Source organism: Nocardia kruczakiae NBRC 101016, from assembly GCF_001612965.1.
GTDB classification, from domain to species: domain Bacteria; phylum Actinomycetota; class Actinomycetes; order Mycobacteriales; family Mycobacteriaceae; genus Nocardia; species Nocardia kruczakiae.
Window position 1 is genome coordinate 105934 of record NZ_BDBL01000028.1, and the last position, 22026, is coordinate 127959.

Below are 22026 nucleotides of genomic sequence, written 5' to 3' on the forward strand. Positions count from 1 at the left end.
CGATGGTCGATGCGGCCTTGGCGGCCCGTGTGCTCCCGGCCGTCCACGCGCCGGCGGCTTCCCGCGGTCTCGCCGCGCGCGGCGACTCGGCGATGGCTGCCGGTGGTTTCGGCTGCGCTCTCCGCCCGGCGGCGGCCCGCGGGCACGGAGGCACGGCGGGGTGCGGGTTCGGGCTCGTAGTCGTCGAAGTCGGCGCCCCGGCCGAACGGACGGGCCAGCAGGACCGCGATGGCGGTGGTCAAGGGAACCGACAGCGCCAGGCAGATGCCGCCGACCGCGGAACGGGTGATTTCGATGGCCACCGCGTCACCGGTCAGCACATCGCGGATGGAGCGACCGGCGACGGAGAACATCAGCAGCAGCGGCAGCGCGCCGCCGGCGTAGGCGAGGACCAGTGTGTAGACGGTACTGGCGATGTGGTCGCGGCCGACGCGCATGGCGGCCGCGAAGATCTCACGCCGCGTCGCCTCTTCGTCGAGGGCGGCGAGTTCGAAGGCGGCCGAGGCCTGGGTGATGGTCACGTCGTTGAGCACACCGAGCGAGCCGATGATGAAGCCCGCGAGCAGCAGGCCGGTAATGCTGACGTGCTGGATATAGGTCGCGACGTTGGTGTTCTGCTCCTCCGACAGTCCGGTCAGATGAGTCACCTCCAGCGCGACCCAGGACAGCACCGCCGCCAGCACCATCGCGCTGAGCGTGCCCAGCAACGCCGAACTGGTCCGCAGATTGACGCCGTGCGCCAGATACAGGACCGCGTAGAGAATCAGCGCTCCCGATACGAGCGCGACCGGTATCGCGGGCTTCCCGTCGAGCAGGGCGGGCAGCAGGAATACGACCAGCACCCCGAACGCGAACACCAAGCCGATCACCGCGCGCAACCCGCGCCACCGCGCCACCACCACGATCACGGCCACGAAGACGAGCGTGATCAGCAACAGCGGCATTCCGCGCGAAAAGTCGTCGAAGGAATAGATGGTGGTGCCGCTCGGATCGTCCTGCCGAACCAGCCGAATGTGGTCTCCGGCATGCAAATCCGGCTGTCCCGGTCCGGGCGCGATTTCGAGCAGCGTCCGGCTGCCTTTGTTCGGCCCCGAATCGATCGAGACCAGACTGCGCTGACAGGTATAGGAATTCGTCGGCGGCGGTTGCGGAGTATCGGGAAAGGCACGCCCGTTCGACGGACTACCGCACGGCCCCATATCCTGCATCGCCACGGTGCCGGCCTCGGTCTGCACCGCCCCACCGCCGCCGTTCTGCATCGGCAACGGAATATCCACATGCTGCCGGCTGGGCCACAACCAGATCATGGCGATCACGACGATCACCCCGACCGCGGTGAGCACCCCCACCACCACCCGAGCCGCCGTAGCCCCGATAGCAACAGGCCCGGAATGGTCATGATGGTGATGATGATGCTCGCTCACCGCAGCGAGCTTAAAGGAAAGTATTTGCAGTGCCGCCTCTCCGGGTATTTCGGCCGGATTCAGGCGCGTGCGCAGGAGCGTTGGCGGCCGACGGCGAGACCGGGACCAAGTTTGCCCGTCCCCGACGAGTTATCCATGTCCACCCGAAATCAGTGGTAGCAATCCGCACGCGTGATCACGCAAGAACATGGGTAACTCACCGGGCACGGGCTGACAGAACCAAATCGACCATCCGCCGCCCGCCAACGCAAAGAACCCCGCACCTGAATCAGGCCTGAATACGCGGAGAGGCGGGACAGCGGGGGAGCGGGCGGCGGAGAGCAGGGGGATGTCTCCGCCGCCCGAAAGGGATCCGACGGCCCAGGGGGGGTAGGCGGTCGAATCCAGGACCGAGCGGCCCAGGGGGGGTAGGCGGCTCGGCCGGGCACTGTGAGTGCCGAGGACTACTGTACACAAAAGTTCGAAGTTTGCGCCAGTGAAGTCTTCAAAAACCTACTTTTCCAAACTCCCGGTTTGTTTCGGCTCGTCCCGGCCCCGACTACTGGCGATAGCTGGAGAGGAAGTTGCCGAAGCGTTCGATCGCCACGGCGAGGTCCCGGGCCCACGGCAGCGTCACGATGCGCAGATGATCGTGCTGCGGCCAGTTGAAACCGGTGCCCTGCACCATCAGGATCTTCTCCTGAAGCAGCAGGTCGAGCACCAGTTTGCCGTCGTCGTGGATCTCGTGGACCTCGGGATCCAGGCGCGGGAACGCGTACAGCGCCCCCTTCGGCTTCACGCACGAGACGCCGGGGATCATATTGAGCTTCTCCCAGGCCACATCGCGCTGCTCGAGCAGCCGCCCGCCGGGCAGGATCAGATCCTCGATGCTCTGGTAGCCGCCCAGCGCCACCTGAATCGCGTGCTGAGCGGGCACGTTCGGGCACAGCCGGGTGGAGGCGAGCAGGTCGATGCCCTCGAGGAATCCGGCCGCGTGTTCCTTCGGACCGGTGATGACCAGCCAGCCCGACCGGTATCCGGCCACGCGATAGGCCTTGGACAGGCCGTTGAAAGTGAGGCACAGCAGGTCGGGAGCCAGGCTCGCGAGTGAGATGTGCTTGGTGTCGTCGTAGAGGATCTTGTCGTAGATCTCGTCGGCGAGCAGCAGCAGCTGATGCTTGCGAGCGAGGTCGACCAGCTGCTGCAACACCTCCGACGAGTACACCGCGCCGGTCGGATTGTTCGGGTTGATCACCAGCAGTGCCTTGGTCTTGTCGGTGATCTTGGATTCGATATCGGCCACGTCCGGCTGCCAGCCGTTGGATTCGTCGCACAGGTAGTGCACGGCGGTACCGCCGGCCAGGCTGGTCATGGCCGTCCACAGCGGATAGTCCGGGGCGGGGATGAGCACCTCGTCGCCGCTGTTCAGCAGGGCCTGCATCGTCATCGTGATCAGCTCGGAGACGCCGTTGCCCAGATAGACGTCGTCCACATCGAACTCGGGGAAGCCGGGGACCAGTTCGTACCGGGTCACGATCGCGCGGCGCGCGGGCAGGATGCCCTTGGATTCGGAGTAGCCCTGCGCGTACGGCAGCGCGGCGATCATGTCGCGCATGATCACATCGGGCGCGTCGAAACCGAACGGCGCCGGATTGCCGATGTTCAGTTTCAGGATGCGATGGCCCTCGGCCTCCAGTCGTGCCGCATGTGCGTGCACCGGCCCACGGATTTCGTAGAGAACGTTCTGGAGCTTCAGGGACTGCTCCAGAACCCGGGGCGGCTGATGCGGTGACTGACTGGTAGGGCTCACCTGTTCAATGGTGCCACCGCCCCGCAACTACATATCCGAGGCATCGCCACCGCGCCACATCGGCGTTGTGCCGGTCACATCGGGCGCCGTGGGGCCGCCGTTCAGGTGGGCGGATTGGCCGGCAGCATCCCCGTGGCGACCGTGGTGCCGCAGAACTCTTCGATCCGTTCGTCCAGGCGGCGCGCCTCGACCGCGTCGCGGAAGCGCGGGGTCGCGATGCGGCGGCGCAATCCGGTGAGCCGTTCCTCGAGTTGCGCGATGCGGCGGTCCTCGGAGAGTTCGAGTACCGGACTGAGGGCGTCCCCGGCGCCGTCGAGACTGCCGTTGATCAACTGGGCCGCCGCGTTGTCGACCCGTGCCAGCGCCTCGGCTCCGTAGGACCGCTGTTCGCGCGGGCCGCCGCTGTACAACTCGATGGTGCGCCGGGTTTCGGCCAGCGCCGGCTCGGCCTGGCCGAGGTGGATGTACGTGGCGCCCGCGTAGTAATGGCTCTTGGCCTCCGGGAAGCCGAAGACACCGCCGGTTTCGTCGTGCAGTTCGTCGGTGCCGGTACCCGTGCGCGCGGCCTCGGCGGCGCGGATGCAGCGTTCGGCGTCGGCGGCGCTCCCCAGTTTCGACCAGATCCGCGCCTCGATGTTGTGCAGCCGGACCTTCGCGGTCACCGAATCCGCGTACTGCTGACCGTTCTGTGCCAGTGCCACCGCCCGGCGCGGCCGTTCGGACCAGTATTCGATCAGCGCCTGCATGCCGCGCGTCCACGCGCGTAATCCGTTGTGACCGCACAGTTCCGCGTACGCCCAGGCCGCGCGGGCCTGTTCCCCGGCGGCGTCGAGATGTCCGAGATCGGTACTGGCGTTGGCCAGCAGACCCGACAGCGTGCCGGCCAGCAGATACAAATGGCTTGTGTCCGCGGGCTTCTGGTGGCCCTCGAGCAACCGGTACACCCGCCGGCGCACCCGCAGCATCTCCACCATCATCGGAACCGGCGGCACGTGGACATACTCCCTGGCGATGCGGGTGGCATCGGCGTCGAGTTGTTCCAGCGCGGAGGCGCCGACATTACTCGCCTCGGCGCGACCGGCGTGCTCGCTGGCTTCGTGGGCAGCCGCCATGATCAGATCCCTCTCCGAAATCTCGGCTAACGCATCACCTCTCATCGCACCGGCGTCTACGAGTGCCAAAAGTTCCGCGTCGCTCGAATACTTGCTGTGCGCCGAATGACCTTGACGCACCTCGAATTCCGGTTCCGGCCGATCGATGACGGGCTGATCGATCATGGCCGCGAACCGTGCCCGCACAACTTCGTCGGACCTGGCGAGTGATGTGTCCAGCGCGGCCTGGTTGACCGGGCGCGGATGCACCCGGGCCCCGCCTGCCTCCCATTTCGACACCAGGCGTTCGTGAACTCCCAGATGGGCCGCGAACTCCCTGATGCTCATGCGTTTGGCATCGCGGAGGGCACGGGCTTCCTTACCTGACCACTGCCGGACCACGATGTCCCCTTCCGCGCGAACTCGTCTCCAGAGTACGAGCGGTCGGTGACCACGGCCACATCCGAAATCGAGCTGGTACACGGGAATTGGCTGGTCGTGGCGGGTTGGGCAGTGAAAGGGCAGTGCAGAGCGCGCGTGGGGGCGTTTCGGAGACGTCGCAGTGGCGGGAGCCTTGAAGATATCGAGGGAGTCGCCGTGAAGGTCGGGAAACTGTGAACGTCGAGAAGCTCAGAACCGCCGACGACTGGGTGATGTTCTATCGGCATCACGCCGGTCTGACATGTATCCAGCGTGGTGGATTCGTCACGCTGCCGGTGACCGGCACCGTGGGTGTCGTACATCTGCCGGCCGCCCGCGCCGAAGCGGTGTGCCGATCCCTCACCGAGCACGGCGGCTGCGGGCCGGTACTGGCCCGGCGCGCGCGGTGGAGCTTCCTCGTATTCCCCGACAGCCGGCCCGGCGGGCAGGTCGCCGACATTCTGCAGCGTCTCGATATCGGCATCCCGGCCGTCGGCGGCGAGATCATGATGCCCACCAGCCTGGGCCGATGGACCCGCGAGGGCTGCCACTGGATCGTGGCGCCGGGGTCCGGCCTGGAACTTCCACCCCTTTCGATAGTCGTCACGACGGCGCTGGCGGTGGGAAGAGGCGGCGAGGACTGAACCCGCAGACCGGTCCTCGCCGCTGCCGATCCGGGTCCGCCTCGTTACCTGTCGGGGGCGGACCCGGATTCGGAACACGGGTGCGAAAATCAGATCCGGAACGTACCTTCTTCAGATTTGACCCATTTGTGACATGAAGACGTTTAAGATTGCCGGATGAAGCTCCAGCGCCTTACCGCGATATCCGCACTGGTCGTCGGCGCCGTCACCGCCGGAACCACTGCCGCGCACGCCGAACCGGCCGCCGCGCCCCAACCGGCCGCGATCAAGTACTCCATGAAACTCGTCGACAAGACCGTGGTGACCACCCTGCAGGGCGGCACCTTCCGGATCGCCGCGGACGGCAAGTCCTACGCGATCACCGATCCCCACGGCGCCACCGTCGTCTCACTCCCGACCGAAGTGCGCGTCGCCGGAACCGAGGTGCCGGTGAAACCGGTGGTCAAGAATGACGGGACCGTCCTCGAGTTGACGCCGCAGCGCACCGTCACCGTCGACAAGCCCGTCACCGTCCAGCCGATCGCCTCGCCGATGGAAAACCATCGCGCGATGAACGATTTCGAAACCAACTTCGGCGTAGCGACCGCCGTCGGCACCTTCCTCGGTACCGCGGTCGGCGCCATCGTCGGCGGTGTCACCGGCTGCATTCTGGGCTTGCCGCTGCTGGGCGTCGGCTGCATTCCGGCCGCGGTCGCGGGGGCCGGCATCGGCGGTATCCTCGGCACCATCGCGATCGGCGGCCCCGCGCTGGCGATCACCGGATTCGACATGATCGGCACGCTGTCGGCCGCGCCGGGCACGACGAAATGGGCCGACGACAAGTAGGTCCGTTCCGTCGGATCGCGGTTCGGCTGTGCCGCAACCCGATTCGCCACGCCGTGCATTGTGAGAGCCCCCAGGACTGGGGGCTCCTTCCCCGGTGGGGTCGCGCGTAACATCGACCCACCTGCGTGGCCGAAAGCGATGAGCTCCAAGCGAATTCACCGCAAACCCGCAGGTGTGACGGCGCTCGTCGAGGGGGCGAGCGCCGAGATTCGATGACGGAATGGAAATATCGATGAATCTCCGCAGCCTCACCGCGGCCTCCGCGCTCACGATCGGCGCACTGACCGCCGGGCTGACCACCGCCCACGCCGACCCGGCTCCGACGCCGGAGCAGACCGGGATCAGGTACTCGGTCAAACTCGTGGACAAGACGGTCGTCACGACCTTGCAAGGGGGGACCTTCCGGCTGGCGCAGGATGAAAAGTCGTACTCCGTCACCGATTCCCACGGTGTCACCGTGGTCTCGCTGCCCACCGATGTGCGGGTCGACGACGTCGCCGTTCCGGTGAAGCCGGTGGTGAAGAACGACGGCACCGTCCTCGAACTGACACCGCAGAAGACGATGACCACCGACCATCCGGTCGCCGTCCAGCCGATCGCGTCGCCGCTCGAGAACCAGCGCGCGATGAACGATTTCTCCACACAGTTCGGAATCGCCACGGCCGTGGGCGGATTCGTCGGCACCGCGATCGGCGTCGTGGTCGGCGGAATCACCGGTTGCATCCTGGGTCTGCCGCTGTTCGGCGTCGGCTGCCTCCCCGCCGCGGTCGCCGGAGCCGGTGTCGGCGGCATCCTCGGCACCATCGCCGTCGGTGGCCCCGCCCTCGGCATCGCGGGACTGGATCTGATCAACACCCTGCAAGCCGCACCCGGAACCACCAAGTGGGCCAAGGACTCCACGGGCAACTAGGAGTTACGCTACGCACCATCGAAGGCCGGTCGCTCGAGCAGCGGCCGGCCTTCGGCGTTATCGGTGAACCCGCCGCAAACCGACGCAAACAGACGACGCCTCGAACCGATTGCCGTCGTCGGCAGGGAACAGCGGATACGACGAAGGGGCGCCGCCGGTGTCGGCAGCGCCCCTTCGCGGTGTGGCGAACTTACTTCTTGCGGCTGCCCGGCGCCTTCGCTCCGGACTTGAAGCCCAGGCCACCCGGCTTGGCGGTCGGGGGCTCGACCTCACCGTTGCCGGTGGGCTCCGATGCGGTAGTCGACTCCGATGGGGTAGTCGACTCCGCTGCGGGTGCCGACTCGGAGGCCGTGGCTTCCGTGCCGGTCGTCTCGGTGCTCGCGGCGTCCGCTTCGGCCGGTGCCGCACCGTTACCGGATTCCGTTGCCGCCGGTGCGGATTCGGAAGCGGCGGGCTTGGCGGCACTCGGGGCCTTGGGGCCGGGACGCTTGAAGCCGGACTTCATCGCCAGACCCTTCGGCGCCACCGTCGGTTTGGTCTCGGTGGGACCGGTGGATGTGGCGGTTTCCGCAGGAGCCTCCGCAGGCGCGGCCTCGGCGGCGGGCGCCTCGGCAGCCTCGGCCTTCGCTTCGGCCGGGGCCTCGCTCGCCGGCTTGGCGCCCGGAGCCTTGGCCTTGCCCTTCATGGCCAGACCCTTGCCGCCGGGTGCCTTGGCGGCGCCCTTCATGGCCAGACCGCCGGGCTTGGCGGTCGGGGCCGCCGGCGCCTCGGTGCTCTCGCCCGCCGGAGCTTCGGCAGCGGACGCCTCGGCCGCCGGGGCTTCGGCGGGCTTCGGAGTCGCCTTCGCGCCCGGTGCTTTCGCCGCGCCCTTCATGGCCAGACCCTTGCCGCCGGGTGCCTTGGCGGCGCCCTTCATGGCCAGACCGCCCGGCTTGGCGGCCGGGGCCTCCGCGGGTGCTTCCGCGCTCGCCTCGGCGGCCTCCGGCTCCGGAGTCGCCTTGGCGCCCGGTGCTTTCGCGGCACCCTTCATGGCGAGGCCCTTGCCGCCGGGTGCCTTACCGCCACCCTTCATCGCCAGACCCTTACCGGCGGCCGGCGCGGCCTGCTCGGCGGGGGCCTCGGCCTCGGGCTCGGCCGTCGGTGCCGCTGCCGCTTCGGCGGCCGGTGCCGCCGTCTCGGCGACCGGCTCGGGAGCCTTCGGCTGCTGGATCACCTTCAGGTTCTCCGACAGCGCCGCCGGCTCGACCCGGTCGATCGACTGCAGCATCAGCTGCGCGACATCCACGACCTCGACGCCCTGGCCGACCTCGCCGGAATCCTTGCGCGCGGTCACACCGTCGGTGAGCATCACGCGGCAGAAGGGGCAGCCGGTGGCGATCAGCGACGGCGAGTTGCCGCCGTCCAGGGTGGCCAGCGCCTCGTCGGTCCGGTCGAGGTTGACTCGCTTACCGAGCTGTTCCTCCATCCACATGCGGGCACCACCGGCGCCACAGCACATGGACCGCTCGCCGTGGCGCGGCATCTCGGTGACCTTCGCGCCCGAGGCGGCCATCAGCTCACGCGGCGCGTTGTAGATCTTGTTGTGCCGGCCCAGGTAGCAGGGGTCGTGGTAGGTGACCTTCTCCGACACCGGCTTCACCTGGACGAGCTTGCGCTGCCGCACCAGCCGGTTCAGCAGCTGGGTGTGGTGCACGACCTCGTAGGTGCCACCCACCTGCGGGTATTCGTTGTTGAGCGCGTTGAAGCAGTGCGCACAGGTGACGACGATCTTCTTCTTCGACGGCTCCACACCCTCGAAGACGGAATTCAGCGTTTCGATGTTCTGCATCGCCAGCTGCTGGAACAGGAATTCGTTACCCGCGCGGCGAGCCGAGTCACCGGTGCAGGTTTCCTCCGCGCCCAGCACCATGAATTTCACGCCGGCGGTGGCGAGCAGTTCCGCGACGGCCTTGGTGGTCTTCTTGGCGCGGTCCTCGTAGGCACCGGCACAGCCGACCCAGAACAGATATTCGTACCCGTCGAAACTTTCGGCGTCCTGACCGAATACCGGAATATCGAAGTCCAGCTCCGACATCCAGTTCAGGCGATCCTTGGCATTCTGGCCCCAGGGGTTGCCCTTGTTCTCGAGGTTCTTGAACAGGCCGGCCAGCTCGGAGGGGAATTCCGATTCGATCAGAACCTGGTAGCGACGCATGTCGATGATGTGGTCGACGTGCTCGATATCCACCGGGCACTGCTCGACACACGCGCCGCAGGTGGTGCAGGACCACAGCACCTCGGGGTCGATGATGCCGTTGACATCCTCGCCGCCGACCAGCGGACGCTCGGCCTCGGCCTTGGCCGCCTCGGAGATCTTCGCCAGCGCGGCCTCGTTCGGCTTGCCCTCGGCGTCGACCAGGCCGACCTCGTCGCCGCCCATATCCTTGCGGCCACCGGCGAGCAGGTACGGAGCCTTGGCAGCACCGTGGTCGCGCAGGGACATGATCAGCAGCTTCGGCGAGAGCGGCTTACCGGTGTTCCAGGCCGGGCACTGGCTCTGGCAGCGACCACATTCGGTGCAGGTGGTGAAGTCCAGCCAGCCCTTCCAGGAGAAGTCCTCGATGCGGCCGGCGCCCAGGGTGTCGGTATCGGGGTCGACGTTCTCCATATCCAGGGCGCGGCCCTTGGACATCATCGGCTTGGCCGCACCCAGGGCGACGCCGCCGTCGTCCTCGCGCTTGAAGTAGATGTTGAAGAAGGCGGCGAACCGGTGCCACGCCACACCCCAGGTGATGTTGCGACCGACGTAGTAGAGGAACGCCATACCCGACATCAGCTTGATGAACGCGAAGATCGACACCATCGTCACGTTGGCGGGCAACAGTTCGGAGATCGGCCCGGTGAGGAAGTCGGTCCAGTGGTGCTCACCCTCCAGGGCAAGCACACCGGCCTTCACCATGACCATGCCGAAGCCCTCCATGAACACGATGGCCTCGATGACATAGGCCGGCGCGAACTTGGAGCCGCTGAACCGCGAGAGCCGCTGCGGCACGCGGGGGTGATTGAGCTGGCGAATGATGATCAGCGCCACGATGCCCACGACGGTCGCGATGCCGAGAAGCTCGTCGCCCAGGTGGAACCACCAGGTATTGCCGATGAGTGGCCAGGCGAAGGTCGGCTTGAAGGTCTGACCGTAGGCCTCGAACCAGAACTGCATGCCGGCGAGAAAGCCGATCATCACCAGCCAGTGTGCCCAGCCGACGGTCCGGAATTTGTTCATGCGCGTATGCGCGATGAACTCGACCAGCATCTGCTTGAAGCGCGGGAAGAACGGCCGCCAGCGATCTGGCGCGGGCTGGCCGACCCGGATCGCGCTGATGATCTTCCACGCGCCGCTGATGAACGCGGCCCAAGCCACCAGGCTGAGCAGCGCTCCAATCGTGCCCAGCGTCACTGTCAGGGCATTCATGTCGCGACCTTCCTTCGGTTCCACGAGCATTCCGGCGACCGGGCTGGGGTCGCCGTTGGTTGCTCGTATCGTAACGGGCAGTAAGTTACCCGCCGGTAACTTATCTGTCCATCGTATGATGCACGAGTGGTCTATCCCAGGTTGTGGGGTCCAACCGTACTCAGGGTGTGACCGTTCTCACGTGTTGGCCTGCGGTTTTGGCGTGGTCGCGGTCGTCTGACACGGTAAATCCCGGCAAATCCGGTGTTCGAGCCAGGTCAGGCTTACTCGCCGCAAAGACGAACAGTTGGCGAATCGGTCCTTAATTGTTAGGGCACATAACAATTCTCGCTTTCGGTCGGTGTATTCGACTAAGCTCACCTCGTCCTGCTTGCTGTGTGCACCTTCACACTGCTCGGGGAGGTCCGTCAGGTTTGAAGTCGGGGTTGATGACCTGACGGATGCGTGGGCTCTCGCGGAGAAGTTGCGTGCGGCAAACCCTGATGACGGATTGGAAACCGAATGAAGCTCCGCAGAGGTACTGCGGTCGCCGCTATGGTCATCGGCGCAATGACCGTGGCGTTGGGAACTGCCAACGCCGACCCTGCACCAGCCCCGGCTCCGGCCGCAGACGCCAAGCCGGGGATCGACTACTCCACCAAACTGGTCGACAAGACGGTCGTGACCAAGCTCAAGAACGGCACGTTCGAGCTTGTGGAGAAGCACGGCGCGACTCCTGATCAGAAGCAGCAGGTCGTCGACATCAAGGATCAGGCCGGCAATGTCGCCCTGGAGATGCCGATCGACTACCGGATCGCGGGCGTTCAGATTCCGATCAAGCCGGTGCTCAAGGACAACGGCACGGTGCTCGAGCTGACGCCGGACAAGCCGGGCAATGTCGACCTGACCAAGCCCGTTGCCGCCGCCCCCGTGGCCGCGGTCGCGGACACCAAGGCCGACCAGCAGACGCCGATCCAGGCCGATAAGCCGGTTCTGGTCGCCAAGGACGTCGCCTCGCCGATCGAGAACCAGCGCGCGATGAGCGACTTCGCCACCAAGTTCGGTCTGGCGACCGCGATCGGTGGCTTCGTCGGCACCGCCATCGGCGCCGTGATCGGCTGTGTCGTCACGATCGTCGCGGGCTGCATCCCGGGTCTGGTCACCGGCGCGGGCGTCGGCGGCATCGTGGGCACCGTCGCCGTGGGCGGTCCTGCTCTCGTCGCCGCGGGCGTCGAGCTGGTCAACACCATGCAGGCTGCCGACGGCAGCACCCAGTGGTCGGACGCGGCCATGGCGGCCGCCAGCGGTCAGCCGCAGCAGGCCAAGTAATTCGCGCACGGAGCCGGTGATCAGCCGGCTCCGGGACGTGTACGGCCCGTCTTCCTCGCGGAAGGCGGGCCGTTGTCGTTGGGCTTGTCGTTACGGCGGTCAGGCCGCGCGCATCCGCAGCCGACCCGTGTAACTCACCTCGCCGAGCGGCTTGCCGAATTCCGCGAAGGACCGTTCGGCGATCTCGAACCGCCCGTCCTCGCGCACCAGAAGCACTGTGCTGCAGCGGGTTCCGTGCCAGTCGTTGGCGACGAAGCGGGCCGATACCGAGCGTTCCTGCTCCGGCGACAATCCGGTGTGCGGTAGTTCGGCATCGGATGCGATGGTGCGGTCGGCCAAGACGTCGAAGTAGTCCTCCACCGCCGGCGAACCGACCACCGCGCCCAGCGCGCGCACGCCGTCGCGCACCTTCGGCCACGCCGTGGCACCGGTGTCGGTACGCACGTCGCCCACGCTTTCGGCGGTGTGACGATCCGCGATGCCCGTCGGCCGTTCGGAGCCGGGGGTGGCCGAGCCGAGCAGTGCGGCATTGGACAACCCGTGCACTCCGGGCGGGAGGGCCAGCGGAGTGGCCTCGCTGCGATTGCTGTGCCACCACAGCGTCTCCAGATCGGAGACGATCAGGTTGTAACCGTTGTAGTCGTCCAGATCGGCCGCAGCGGCGCGAACGAACTTCTCCGGTGCCCCGGAGCCGGTCAGATAATCCATCAGCAGAGCGCCGCGGGAGCGGGCATCGGTGCGCTTCTCGGCCGGCCCACGCACATTGGTGACGGTCGCGAAACGACCGGCCTCGGGGACGATTCCCAGCCAGGTGCCCGGCACGCCGTTCGGGGCGCCGAGATCACGTCCGGCCAGCAGATTCGGCCGCTCCGGCCACCACCGCATCGATTCGGCTGGGCGCGTGTAGAACTCGTCCCGATTGGCCGCCACGATCAGCCGATACTCCGGATGCGCGCGCCACCCGATCAACACCAGACACATAACTCCAGCATGCACCAGCCGGGTGAATACGAGACCGGGACGGCAGCCGGGGGAGGCCTCGCAAGCTTCCGCGGAGACGACGAAGGCCCGGCATTTCTGCCGGGCCCTCGACGATGCTCGAAGCGCTCAGTTGGTGCGAATCCGCAGGCCCGGGTTGTCGGACAGCACCTGGTTCACCGGCTGTGCGAACAGCTGCGGCGCATCACCGGTCAGGGCGCCGATCAGGTTCGGGATCTCGCAGATCGGGTAGTCGGCCACCGAGGAGGCGCTGGAGATGCCCAGGGCCAGGGTGCCGGTGACGATCGGGCCGCCCGAATCACCCGGCAGCGCACAGATGTTCGCCGAGAACGACTGGGTCAGATCGCGGTCACCGACCTGGACGGTCTGATCCACCGCGTTCACCACGCCACAGCTGAAGCCGGTGCGCGAACCCGACTTGCAGACCGGGGCGCCGACGACGGGGTCGGCCACACCGGTGATCGCGATCGGCGCGGCACCCGGCACCCGAACGAGGTTGTTGGCGAAGCGATCCCGGCTGCCGGCGTCGATCGAGACGATCGAGTAGTCCTGGTTGCCCAGGATCGACTTCTGGAACGAGCCCAGCTGGGCGCCGATGTGGTTGCCCGGCAGCAGTTCGAACATGCCCGGCGCGTTCGCGGTACCGGCGGCCGGGATGTTCGGATCGCAGTGTCCGGCAGTGATGTTCACCGGGTTGCCGTTGCGGTCCTCGCCGTTGAATCCGGTGGAGCAGACCAGCTGCATCTTGCCGGCCACCGACGCGTAGGAGTCGCCACCCGCGCGGGGCGCGTTGGGCTGCTCACCGGCAACCGGCTTCACCTGCGGGTCCGACTCCGGCGGGCCGACCGGGGGAGCGGCCATCACGATCACGTGCGCCGGGTCGACGAAGCCCGGCATCGGCACGCCGGCCTTGTCCACGCGCACCGCGATGCTGTTGTTGACGGTGTCGATCACGACACCGCGCACGGCCTGAGCGACAGCCTCGGGCTGGCCCGAGAGCCATTGCTGGAAGGCGTTCTTCTCGCCGCGCAGCACGGTCTGGCTCTTGGCCACGTCCCTCACGCCGAATCCGGCGTCCTGAGCGGCCTTCTTCGCGTCGTCGAGGCCCTGGCCCGGAGCCAGCGCCACCACGGCCTTACCGGCGTCGTCGAGCCACGCGCCCGCGAACGCCTGCGGGAACTGACGCTGCGCGGTCGCCGCGAACGCCGCCACGTGCTGTGCCACATCGGCGCGGTGCAGATACTCCTCCGGCGAGATCTTCAGGTCGCGCTGTACCGCCGCCGCCAGTTCCGCGGGCAGGGCGGGCGCCGGGGCGGGCGCGGGATCCGCCGAAGAGGTCGCCGCGAGCGGCCCGAGAACCAGAACCGCCGCCGAGGCGGCGACGGCCGCGCTGCGGAGGCGGGGGCGCGGGGCACGTCCCGCGGCGGACGAAAGTCGGATGCGTGGCAGGAGCATGAGGCGACTATATGGGGTTTGCGCGGCTATGCCTACTTGTCGCGGACTTCGGCCGTCCTCACACCCGGCATACCGGAAATCGATACCCGCTGTTCACCCGGCCCGGATCGCGCCGAGGGGCACGTTCGGCCTGCGAACGTGCCCCTCGGCGCGATGGAAGGATCGTCAGCCCACGTTCGGGCGAGTACGCACGGTGATGCCGGCGCCCAGTCCGCCACCGGAATTGGCGTCGATATCGCTGAGGATCTGCCGGATCGGGATGCCCAGCGTGGCGGTGCCGCCGTACTGCGCCAGATCCATGTTGGCGGCCTTGCAATCGGGTGCGTCGGCGGCGTTGGAACCGCTGGTGATGCCCAGGGCGAGGGTGCCCGAGACGATCGCGCCGCCGCTGTCGCCACCGAGGGTGCACGCCGAGCTGGCGAAGCCGCGCACCGTCTTGGATTCGCCCTCGGCGGTGAACAATGCCGTCTCGACCCGGTCGGCGACCACGAATCCGCAGGTGAAGGTGGACGATTGGCCCGACTTGCAGATCGGGGCGCCGGTGATCGGCTCGGCGATTCCGGTCAGGGTGAGGGTGGTGCCGTTGGCGCCGCGCACCGAGGGCTGGTCCATGCCGGCGGTGATCGCGCGCTCGTTGAGCTTGATCACCGAGTAGTCCAGTCCGGTACTGCCGCCCAGCTGCGCCTTCACGAAGGTGCCGAATTGCGGGCTGGCCTTCAGGTTGCGCAGGTTCGGCAGGTAGACCCCGGCCTCGGAGTCGCCCTTGCCCACATTCGGATCACAGTGTCCGGCACTGATGTTCAGCGCGTTCCCGGCGGCGTCGATGCTGTTGAAGCCGAAGGAACAGACGTCCACCGACTTCAGCGCGGAATCGTCGAGGGAGGTGGGTGCGCTGATGTAGGTGTCACCGGCCATCGGGCGGTGCTCGACCGGGCCGCCGCCCTCGGGCGAGAGCACGACCTTGACGTTGGCGATCAGCGTCGGAAGGTTCAGCAGGTGACCGGCCGGGGTGTTCGCGACGCTCAGCACCAGCTGGCTGTTCAGGAAATCGATGGCGACCGAATTGATTCCGGCCGACAGTTCCCGCGGCAGCCCGCCGATCCACTTGACGAGCTGGTCGAGTGAGCTCTCCAAGTTGTCGGCCGAAATCGGTGCCAGGCGAGTCTGATATCCGGCGGAATTGGCGATGCGCGCGGCGTCGAGCGAGGTCACCGCCATCACCGGCTTACCGTCGGCGCCGAGCCAGGCACCGGCGAAGGCCTGCGGGTGTGAGGATCGGAAGTCGCGGGCGTAGTCGCGCAACTGCTGCGCGCGGGCGGCGCGGTCCAGATACTCCGCGGGCGACATCTTCAGATCGCGGCCGATGGCCTGCACCAGTTCCGGCGGCAGCTGGTCGGCCGCCGACCGGTCGGGCGCCGGATCGGCGAGCGCGGGCGATGTGGCGATCCACGGGCCGAGCAGAAGGGTCGAAGCGAGGGCGACAGCAGCAGTTTTCATCGACGCGCGTGCCACCGAGGCGCGTCCGATCGTGGCGCGACGCGCCGCCAACTTGCGCATGGAGTCCCTTCGTCAGGCACATACGTGCCGGCCACCAGTGGGCGGTAAACCATTGGGTGGCAACAGCCCTCGACCATCAAGCAGACCGTCCGCCCGGTGCAAAGTCCGGTACGACCGGTCAGCGCATCACTTTAGGGCACAACGGCGTGAGTTTCGCTACGAAATCATCACGGAGTTGGCGGACTACTGCACTTGGAAGCCCGGCAGCGGTAACTCGGGCAGGCCCCCGGGGGCGGTCGTGGTGGTCCGCGGTGTGGTCGTCGGCCGTCTGGACGTGGTCGTGGGCAAGCTGGGCGGCGCCGTGGTCGGGGTGACGGTCGGCGGCGGCGGAGGCGCAGGTGTGGTCTCGGTGGTGGTTTCGGGATACTCCTGCGGCTGCTGCTCGACCGTGGTGGCCGGTGGCGGCGGAGGCGGGGGCTGGATCGTGGTGGTCACCGGCTGGGTGCGGGCGTCGGCCTGCCCGGAGACATCGGATGCGGGCACCTCCGTCGGGCTGCTGTCGCGATACATCAGCGCTACGGCGATCCCGCCGACGACCAGGCCCACGACGGCCGCCGCCGAGGCGATCAGCAGGGGCAGGCGACGCTTCTGCACCGGTTCGGGCGGTGGGACCACCTCTGCCGCCGGAACGGCAACGGTGGGGGTGACTGGGGCCGGCGGGGGTTCGACAGCCGGCACGGCCGCCGAATAGGCCTGCATGGTGGCATCGGAGGCCTGCACCGCGGGCAGCACATCGGTGACCACCAGCGCGTTCTCGGCGCCGGCCGGATCGGGCGGAGTCGTTCCGGCCGGGGTGGCGAGCACGGCGGCCAGGGCCGCCCGGGCGGCATCGCGTGCGGGCGCGCGGCTGTCGCCGGCCGCGGGCAGGTCGGCCTCGCTGACCAGAACCACCGAGCGCAAACCCAGGTAGTCGAGAGCCTCGCGCAAGCCGCGCACATGTTCGGCGGGCCAGTCACCGGGGTGGGTGGCGTAGAACTCGGCCGGTCCGTTCAGATGTTCGGCGGCCAGGTTGATCAGGCAGAACATCGCGGTCGCCACCAGATCCTCGGCGCGGTAGGCCTCCCCGTCGTCCACGGTGATACCGGCGGGATCGCCGACCGCGCGGACGAATCCGGTGATCGAGTGGGTATGTCCGGGTGGCGCCTCACCGCCGAGCGCGGTGTCGCCGTCGTCGGACATGTGCAGCACCGACTCGCGCGCGATGTACAGGGGTTCGGGCGTCTCGTCGGTCTCGCCACCGCTGGTGACGATCGCCGCGACGCATTCGTCCTCGGCGATCCGCAGGCCCACCCCTGTGGCCATCCTCAATACCTCGCTTCGGTGTCTCGAGCGCGCCGATCACACGAGTAACGAACCGTGTCCCATTGCGCGGAGCATCGACAATAGCTCCGAGCGCGACCCGGCTCCGATTCGACGCCGGATCCGCGCGACATGATGCTCCACCGTCTTCGCGGAGATGTACAGCCGAGCGCCGATTTCACGATAGGTCAGGCCCAGCAGGACCAGTTCGGCCACTTCGCGCTCGCGTTCACTGAGGACCGAGGCGGGCGCCGGTTCGGGGGCCGTCGCGGCGCGCGGGGCGGCCGGGGCACGCTCGGGCGCGGCCGAGGGCCGGGAGCCGGTCCGCACCGTGCGGGCCAGTTTCAACAGGGCGGTCGCGGTCGCCGGATCGCCGGCGCTCAACGCCGCCTCACTGGCCAGCCGGGCGGCATCCCAGACCATGCCGATCGCGGCCAGGCGTCGCACCGCCGCCGTCACCCGATCCTCGGCGACCTCACCGCGCAGCACCAGCACCCAGGTGCGGCCCGCGTCGGCGAGGATCGCGGCATGCGGATCACCCGCCTGCGCAGCCGTTTTCAGCAGTCGAGCGGGCGGCATCAGTTCGTCCGGGCGCTCGTGTGCGATCGCGGCCTGAATCTCGTACCAGTGGAACACATTCGCCCAGGCGGGGGGATTTCCCGCGCTGCGCAACACATCTCGCGCCGCCTCCACCAATCGGGTTATCCGCTCCTGTTCACCGAGGCGGATGGCGGCCAGCCACAGTTCACCGATCGGCAGCAGGGCGGGCAGGTCGGCGTCGACCTCGTCGAAGGTCGGGTAGGCGGCCTCCCAGGCGCGCAGCAGGACGCCGTGATCACCCGCGCGGCGGGCCAGTCCGACCAGGACGCCGTGCGCGAGCAGGCGATCGCGCGGTGGCAGGGCGGTGGTGTCGACGGCCGCGACCGTCTTCACCGCGGTCTGTTCGTCGCCACCGAGCATCGCCGTCCAGGCCGTCAGCACCCGGATCTGCGGATCGTGCGGATCGGTGCCGCGCAGAGCGTCGGCGGCGCGGCGGGGCTCGCCCATACTCAGGCACAGCAGCGTCGCCAGCGCGACCGGAGCGCACGGCAACATGCGGTCCTCCGGCGCCGCGGTGCGGGCCAGCTGGATCAGGGCGGCCGCGGCCGAGGTTGCGGCACTGCGGGATTCGCCGGTGATGCTCTGCGCCAGCGCGGTCGCGAACCGACCGGTGCGGGCGTTGGTTTCCGTGGGCGGCCACTGGGCCGCCGAACCCGACACCGCCCGCGCGTCGCCGACCGCTCCGGCGAGGTGGAACACCGCCGCGGCGGTCGCCCAGTCGGCGCCGGTACGGGTGGTGCCGAGCCAGGAATACAGCTGTACGGCCCGGCCGATCAGCCCCCGGCGAGCCTGGACGCTCGCGCAGATCCGCACGGCGGCGGCCAGTTCCGCGGGTTCGGCGTCGGTGCGCGCGAGCACGGGTTCGGCCAAGCGCAAGGCGGATTCGTCGTCGCCGCCGAATACGGCCGCGGTGGCGCGGGGGACGGCGATTCGCTGCGCCTCGTACCCACTGGCCACGGCGGCGGTGTAGTAGCGACTCGCCTCACCGCCCGCCGCGTTGTCGGCCGCGGCGCGGAGGAATTCGGCAAGTCGCTCGTCGCGGACCCCGGATTCGGCGAGCTGCAGGGCCGTGTGGTCGCGCAGGAGCCCGGCCTCGAGACGGGCGGTGAGCAGGCGGCGCTGAATCGAGACGAACCGGCGTTCGCCGACCAGGGTGCGCAGCGGTTCGATGGCGGGACTCAGCAACAGGTCGGCGTCGGTGATCAGGGCTCCGGCGCGGGCCCGGTCGACGAGTCCGACCGCCGTCGCCTCGTCGGTGCCGAGCACCTCGGCCAGCTCGCTCGGATCGAGGCCGGCGCCGGTGGTGGCGACCGTCAGGACCTCGAGCAGCTGCGGCTCGGTGTCGTCGAGAAGCGTTCGCGCCCAAGAGGTCACGGCCTGATCGACCGCCTCGATTCCGCCCTCGAGCCGGGTGGCGCAGGCCGCCGTGAGCGCCGCCACCACACCACCGGGGATGCCGCCGGTGTGCCGGTGGATGTGGTCGGCGACCGCGCGCGGCACGGTCATCCCCAGTTCGCGGGCGAACGGCGCGATATCGGCGGTTCCCAGCGGGCGCAGTTCGACCACCCGGCCGCGCCGCGACACCGCGTCCGCCAGGGCGCGCAGGGCGGTGTCGTGCGGTTGCGGCCGGGTCGCGACGATGATCGTGCGCGAATCCGATTCCACGGCGGCGCAGAGCTTTTCCAGCTGCAACTGGTCCAGGGTGTGCGCGTCGTCGACGACCACGGCGGCGCGGGTGTCCGGCGGCGTGGTCGTCGCGCTCACATCGTCGAAGCAGCCGATGCCGCTGCGCCGCAATCTGTTTCGAATGGCGGCGAGCAGCGTGGACTTCCCGGTGCCGCACCGTCCCCGAATCAGGTAGACGAGCGGATCCGGCGAGCCGGAATCCAGTTCCCGGAGAATCTCCCGCGCGCCCGGAATGGCGCCGAATGCGACCGTGAGGTTGCCGACCACTGTCACCGATCCTCAGTTGCCTTCGTGGGGCAGCACTTGGCCTGGGAGCTGCACGGCCGTGTCGACTGCGTTACCCGCCTGATCGAGCCCGTTGTTCAAGACGTTGCCCAGTGAGCCGCCGGGAGAACTCGGCACCGTGGGCTGGGAGGGAGCCGACGGCGCCGAGGGAGTCTGCACCGGCACCTGTGGCGGCGCCTGCGGGGCGGGGCTGTTGGGCGCGGGGGAATCGGGCGCCGGGGAATTCGGTGCCGGCGCGTTCGGCGCGGGCGCCGCGGCGGATTCGGGTGCGGGCGCATTCGCCGCCGCGGAATTCGGAGCGGGCGAGTTCGCCGCTGCGGTGCCCGCGGCCGGGGTCCCCGCGGAGTTGTCGGCGGGCGTGCCGGTGTGGTTCGTGCCGGTGTGGTTCGCGGCCGTCACCGGGCTCCCCGCCGTCGGATGCGCGGGGTCGGTGGCGCCGGCCGGGGCGACCCCGGCCGAGGTCGACGCCGCATGAGCCGCGGATGTCGCCGCCGCGGGGGAGGGCGACGAGTTCGAGGGACTTCCCGCGGTGCCCAGGGCCAGGGTGCCGGTGGCGACCGCGCCCACGGCGATCGCGGCGCCGGCGATGAAGGCGACGCGGCGCCACCGGCTGGTTCCGGATGGCGCGGTATCGGCCGGCGGCGGTTCCACGGTGGCCCGGTCGCCGAGCGCCGGCAGGGCCGTGGTCGTGGCATCGTCGGAAACCGGTTGCGGCTCATCGAAATCGGGTTCGAAATCGGGTACGGCCAAGGCTGCGGCATGGCGCCGAGATTCGGTGTACAGGTCCGCGGCCAGCAAGGTCGCTCCCCGCGCGCTGAGCGAACCGGGATCGGCGACGGGGGCGATCGGGATCGCGAACTCACCGGAGATCAGCTCGGTGAGCAGGCCGATCGAAGCGCCGCCACCGGTGAGCAGAATCCGGCCCACCTGGTCGATGCCCACCCCCGCGCGCCGCACCGCCTCATGGACGAGACTCAGCGAATCCGTGAGCGGACCGCGGAACAGATCCTCCACGTCGTCCCGGACCAGGCGTACATCGCGCGCGATACCGGCCAGGCGGACCGGAACCACCGTGGCGGTATCGGTCGAAAGCCGGTGTTTCGCATCGGCGCAACGGTTTCGCAGTATCGACAATTCGCGTTCGACAACCGGGTCGAACGGATCGAAATCCGTTTCTCCCAATGCATTTGCCAGCACGTAGCGCATCGTCAGCAGATCGAATTCGGCGCCGGAGACCTCGGTGGAGCGAACCGGTTCGCCCAGTAGTCCCGAGTGCGGACCGGAACCGACCACCGAGACCGTGGTACCGGTCGCGCCGGAGTCGTAGACCACAACCGGGGTATCGGCGGGGAAGGGAGTGCTCGCCTCGAGCCGGCGGAGCGCGGCGAGCGGTTCGGAGACCAGGACCACCGTCTCGGCGCCGGCGCGGTCGAGCGCGCGGCGCTGGGCCTCGACGATGTGTGCCGGCCACCACGCCGGCACCGTCGCGACCGTGGAATCCGGATCGAAATCGGCGACGACCTGGGAGATCGTTTCGGCGACCAGATCGGCGGCAGCGACCGAGGAGCCGTCGGGCAGGAGAATGTCGACCGGATCGCCCACGCGGGACAATAGATTCTCCGACAATTCGGGCGCCGATCCGAAACGGTGGCGACGAATGTGAACAGAGACATTTTCCGGGTCGGCGCTCGCGGAAGTGGAGCCGGTCGCGGCAACCGTGCGCGACGACCCGACCGTGATGCCGAGCGTCAGGCCCTGTGTCATTCGAGAACCCCTGTCGTTGGTATTTGCGGTCGTCACGAATATTTACGGTCGTCACGATCTATCCCACTGTCGGTTGCCGGGGGGCCGTCGTTACCGCTGATCCGGAAGGTTCGGGGAAAGTCCCCTAATGCTCCCGAATCCCCCATCGGCGCCGATACGGAAATCAGGGGATTCGCCCCGTTTCGCGTAACGCCGGAGCTTCTTAGCGTGAAAGGCAATTCGACTGCTGCGGATCGACACGATGGTCCGCCGATCCAGGAGACGATCTGCGATGACCCCCAACGCCATTCTCGAATTCATCCTCAACCTGTTGCGCGACCACGAGGCCGCCGTCGGTTACTGCACCAACCCGACCGAGTCGCTGTGCGCGGCCGGGCTGGAGGCGGTGACGCCGGAAGATATCGCCGCCGTGGCGCCGATGGTCGCCGAATCCGCCCTGGTCACCGGTGGCTCGCAGCTCGCCGCCATCGTGGCGGCAGGGGGCGGGGCGGCCGCCAACGGTGGACTCGGCGCGGCGGCCGG

14 protein-coding genes and 1 pseudogene are annotated in these 22026 nt (G+C 68.4%); 5 read left to right on the plus strand and 10 right to left on the minus strand.

Annotated elements, in window-relative coordinates:
- Window positions 1–194 precede the first annotated feature (194 nt).
- The 3 genes and pseudogenes from NK1_RS20800 to NK1_RS20810 form a co-directional block, all read right to left on the minus strand.
- Window positions 195–1424 (minus strand): annotated as a pseudogene (locus NK1_RS20800) (YibE/F family protein); the annotation flags it as partial.
- Window positions 1425–1962: 538 nt separating this feature from the next.
- A complete protein-coding gene (locus NK1_RS20805) occupies window positions 1963–3222 on the minus strand; it encodes a pyridoxal phosphate-dependent aminotransferase (protein WP_063011061.1) in 1260 nt (419 codons plus the stop codon).
- Window positions 3223–3314: 92 nt separating this feature from the next.
- Window positions 3315–4652 (minus strand): NsdA family TPR-like regulatory protein, encoded by a 1338-nt coding sequence (locus NK1_RS20810; protein ID WP_084461289.1) that lies wholly within the window; start codon window positions 4650–4652, stop codon window positions 3315–3317.
- A gap of 266 nt (window positions 4653–4918) precedes the next feature.
- Between NK1_RS20810 and NK1_RS20815 the strand changes: the two genes are divergently transcribed.
- The 3 genes from NK1_RS20815 to NK1_RS20825 all read left to right on the plus strand — a co-directional run bounded on the left by NK1_RS20815 (window position 4919) and on the right by NK1_RS20825 (window position 7103).
- Window positions 4919–5368 (plus strand): hypothetical protein, encoded by a 450-nt coding sequence (locus tag NK1_RS20815; protein WP_063011025.1) that lies wholly within the window; start codon window positions 4919–4921, stop codon window positions 5366–5368.
- A gap of 156 nt (window positions 5369–5524) precedes the next feature.
- Window positions 5525–6193, plus strand: a complete 669-nt coding sequence (locus NK1_RS20820) for a DUF8020 domain-containing protein (RefSeq protein ID WP_063011027.1) — start codon at window positions 5525–5527, stop codon at window positions 6191–6193.
- Window positions 6194–6425: 232 nt separating this feature from the next.
- On the plus strand, window positions 6426–7103 hold the full coding sequence (locus NK1_RS20825; RefSeq protein WP_063011063.1) for a DUF8020 domain-containing protein: 678 nt from the start codon (window positions 6426–6428) through the stop codon (window positions 7101–7103).
- Window positions 7104–7293: 190 nt separating this feature from the next.
- Here NK1_RS20825 and NK1_RS20830 read toward each other — a convergent pair whose 3' ends face one another.
- Window positions 7294–10551 carry a (Fe-S)-binding protein gene (locus NK1_RS20830; protein ID WP_063011065.1) on the minus strand — a complete coding sequence of 1086 codons (3258 nt, stop codon included), beginning with the start codon at window positions 10549–10551 and terminating at the stop codon, window positions 7294–7296.
- Between the two features lie 549 nt (window positions 10552–11100).
- Between NK1_RS20830 and NK1_RS20835 the strand changes: the two genes are divergently transcribed.
- Window positions 11101–11859 (plus strand): DUF8020 domain-containing protein, encoded by a 759-nt coding sequence (locus tag NK1_RS20835; RefSeq protein ID WP_223273269.1) that lies wholly within the window; start codon window positions 11101–11103, stop codon window positions 11857–11859.
- A 99-nt stretch (window positions 11860–11958) separates the two neighbouring features.
- On the opposite strand, the gene NK1_RS20840 is transcribed toward NK1_RS20835, so the two are convergent.
- The 6 genes from NK1_RS20840 to NK1_RS20865 form a co-directional block, all read right to left on the minus strand.
- On the minus strand, window positions 11959–12840 hold the full coding sequence (locus NK1_RS20840) for an NRDE family protein (RefSeq protein ID WP_063011029.1): 882 nt from the start codon (window positions 12838–12840) through the stop codon (window positions 11959–11961).
- 126 nt (window positions 12841–12966) lie between these two features.
- Entirely contained in the window at window positions 12967–14313 is a 1347-nt protein-coding gene (locus NK1_RS20845) for a S1 family peptidase (protein ID WP_063011031.1), read from the minus strand.
- A 165-nt stretch (window positions 14314–14478) separates the two neighbouring features.
- Complete coding sequence (locus NK1_RS20850; protein WP_084461291.1) at window positions 14479–15870, minus strand: S1 family peptidase; 1392 nt, start codon at window positions 15868–15870, stop codon at window positions 14479–14481.
- A 183-nt stretch (window positions 15871–16053) separates the two neighbouring features.
- Window positions 16054–17172 carry a hypothetical protein gene (locus NK1_RS20855; protein WP_063011033.1) on the minus strand — a complete coding sequence of 373 codons (1119 nt, stop codon included), beginning with the start codon at window positions 17170–17172 and terminating at the stop codon, window positions 16054–16056.
- A gap of 36 nt (window positions 17173–17208) precedes the next feature.
- Complete coding sequence (locus tag NK1_RS20860; protein WP_245660707.1) at window positions 17209–19728, minus strand: LuxR C-terminal-related transcriptional regulator; 2520 nt, start codon at window positions 19726–19728, stop codon at window positions 17209–17211.
- A 6-nt stretch (window positions 19729–19734) separates the two neighbouring features.
- Window positions 19735–21342, minus strand: a complete 1608-nt coding sequence (locus NK1_RS20865; protein ID WP_167354280.1) for an Hsp70 family protein — start codon at window positions 21340–21342, stop codon at window positions 19735–19737.
- A gap of 433 nt (window positions 21343–21775) precedes the next feature.
- Between NK1_RS20865 and NK1_RS20870 the strand changes: the two genes are divergently transcribed.
- The coding region (locus NK1_RS20870) for an IniB N-terminal domain-containing protein (RefSeq protein WP_218023147.1) at window positions 21776–22026 on the plus strand (251 nt) is incomplete at its 3' end.

Coding starts and splice junctions, on each gene's coding strand:
- NK1_RS20820 (WP_063011027.1), top strand. CDS start 5,525: ATGAAGCTCCAGCGCCTTACCGCGATATCCGCACTGGTCGTCGGCGCC.
- NK1_RS20850 (WP_084461291.1), bottom strand. CDS start 15,870: ATGCGCAAGTTGGCGGCGCGTCGCGCCACGATCGGACGCGCCTCGGTG.
- NK1_RS20810 (WP_084461289.1), bottom strand. CDS start 4,652: ATGAGCATCAGGGAGTTCGCGGCCCATCTGGGAGTTCACGAACGCCTG.
- NK1_RS20825 (WP_063011063.1), top strand. CDS start 6,426: ATGAATCTCCGCAGCCTCACCGCGGCCTCCGCGCTCACGATCGGCGCA.
- NK1_RS20855 (WP_063011033.1), bottom strand. CDS start 17,172: ATGGCCACAGGGGTGGGCCTGCGGATCGCCGAGGACGAATGCGTCGCG.
- NK1_RS20840 (WP_063011029.1), bottom strand. CDS start 12,840: ATGTGTCTGGTGTTGATCGGGTGGCGCGCGCATCCGGAGTATCGGCTG.
- NK1_RS20830 (WP_063011065.1), bottom strand. CDS start 10,551: ATGAATGCCCTGACAGTGACGCTGGGCACGATTGGAGCGCTGCTCAGC.
- NK1_RS20845 (WP_063011031.1), bottom strand. CDS start 14,313: ATGCTCCTGCCACGCATCCGACTTTCGTCCGCCGCGGGACGTGCCCCG.
- NK1_RS20835 (WP_223273269.1), top strand. CDS start 11,101: ATGACCGTGGCGTTGGGAACTGCCAACGCCGACCCTGCACCAGCCCCG.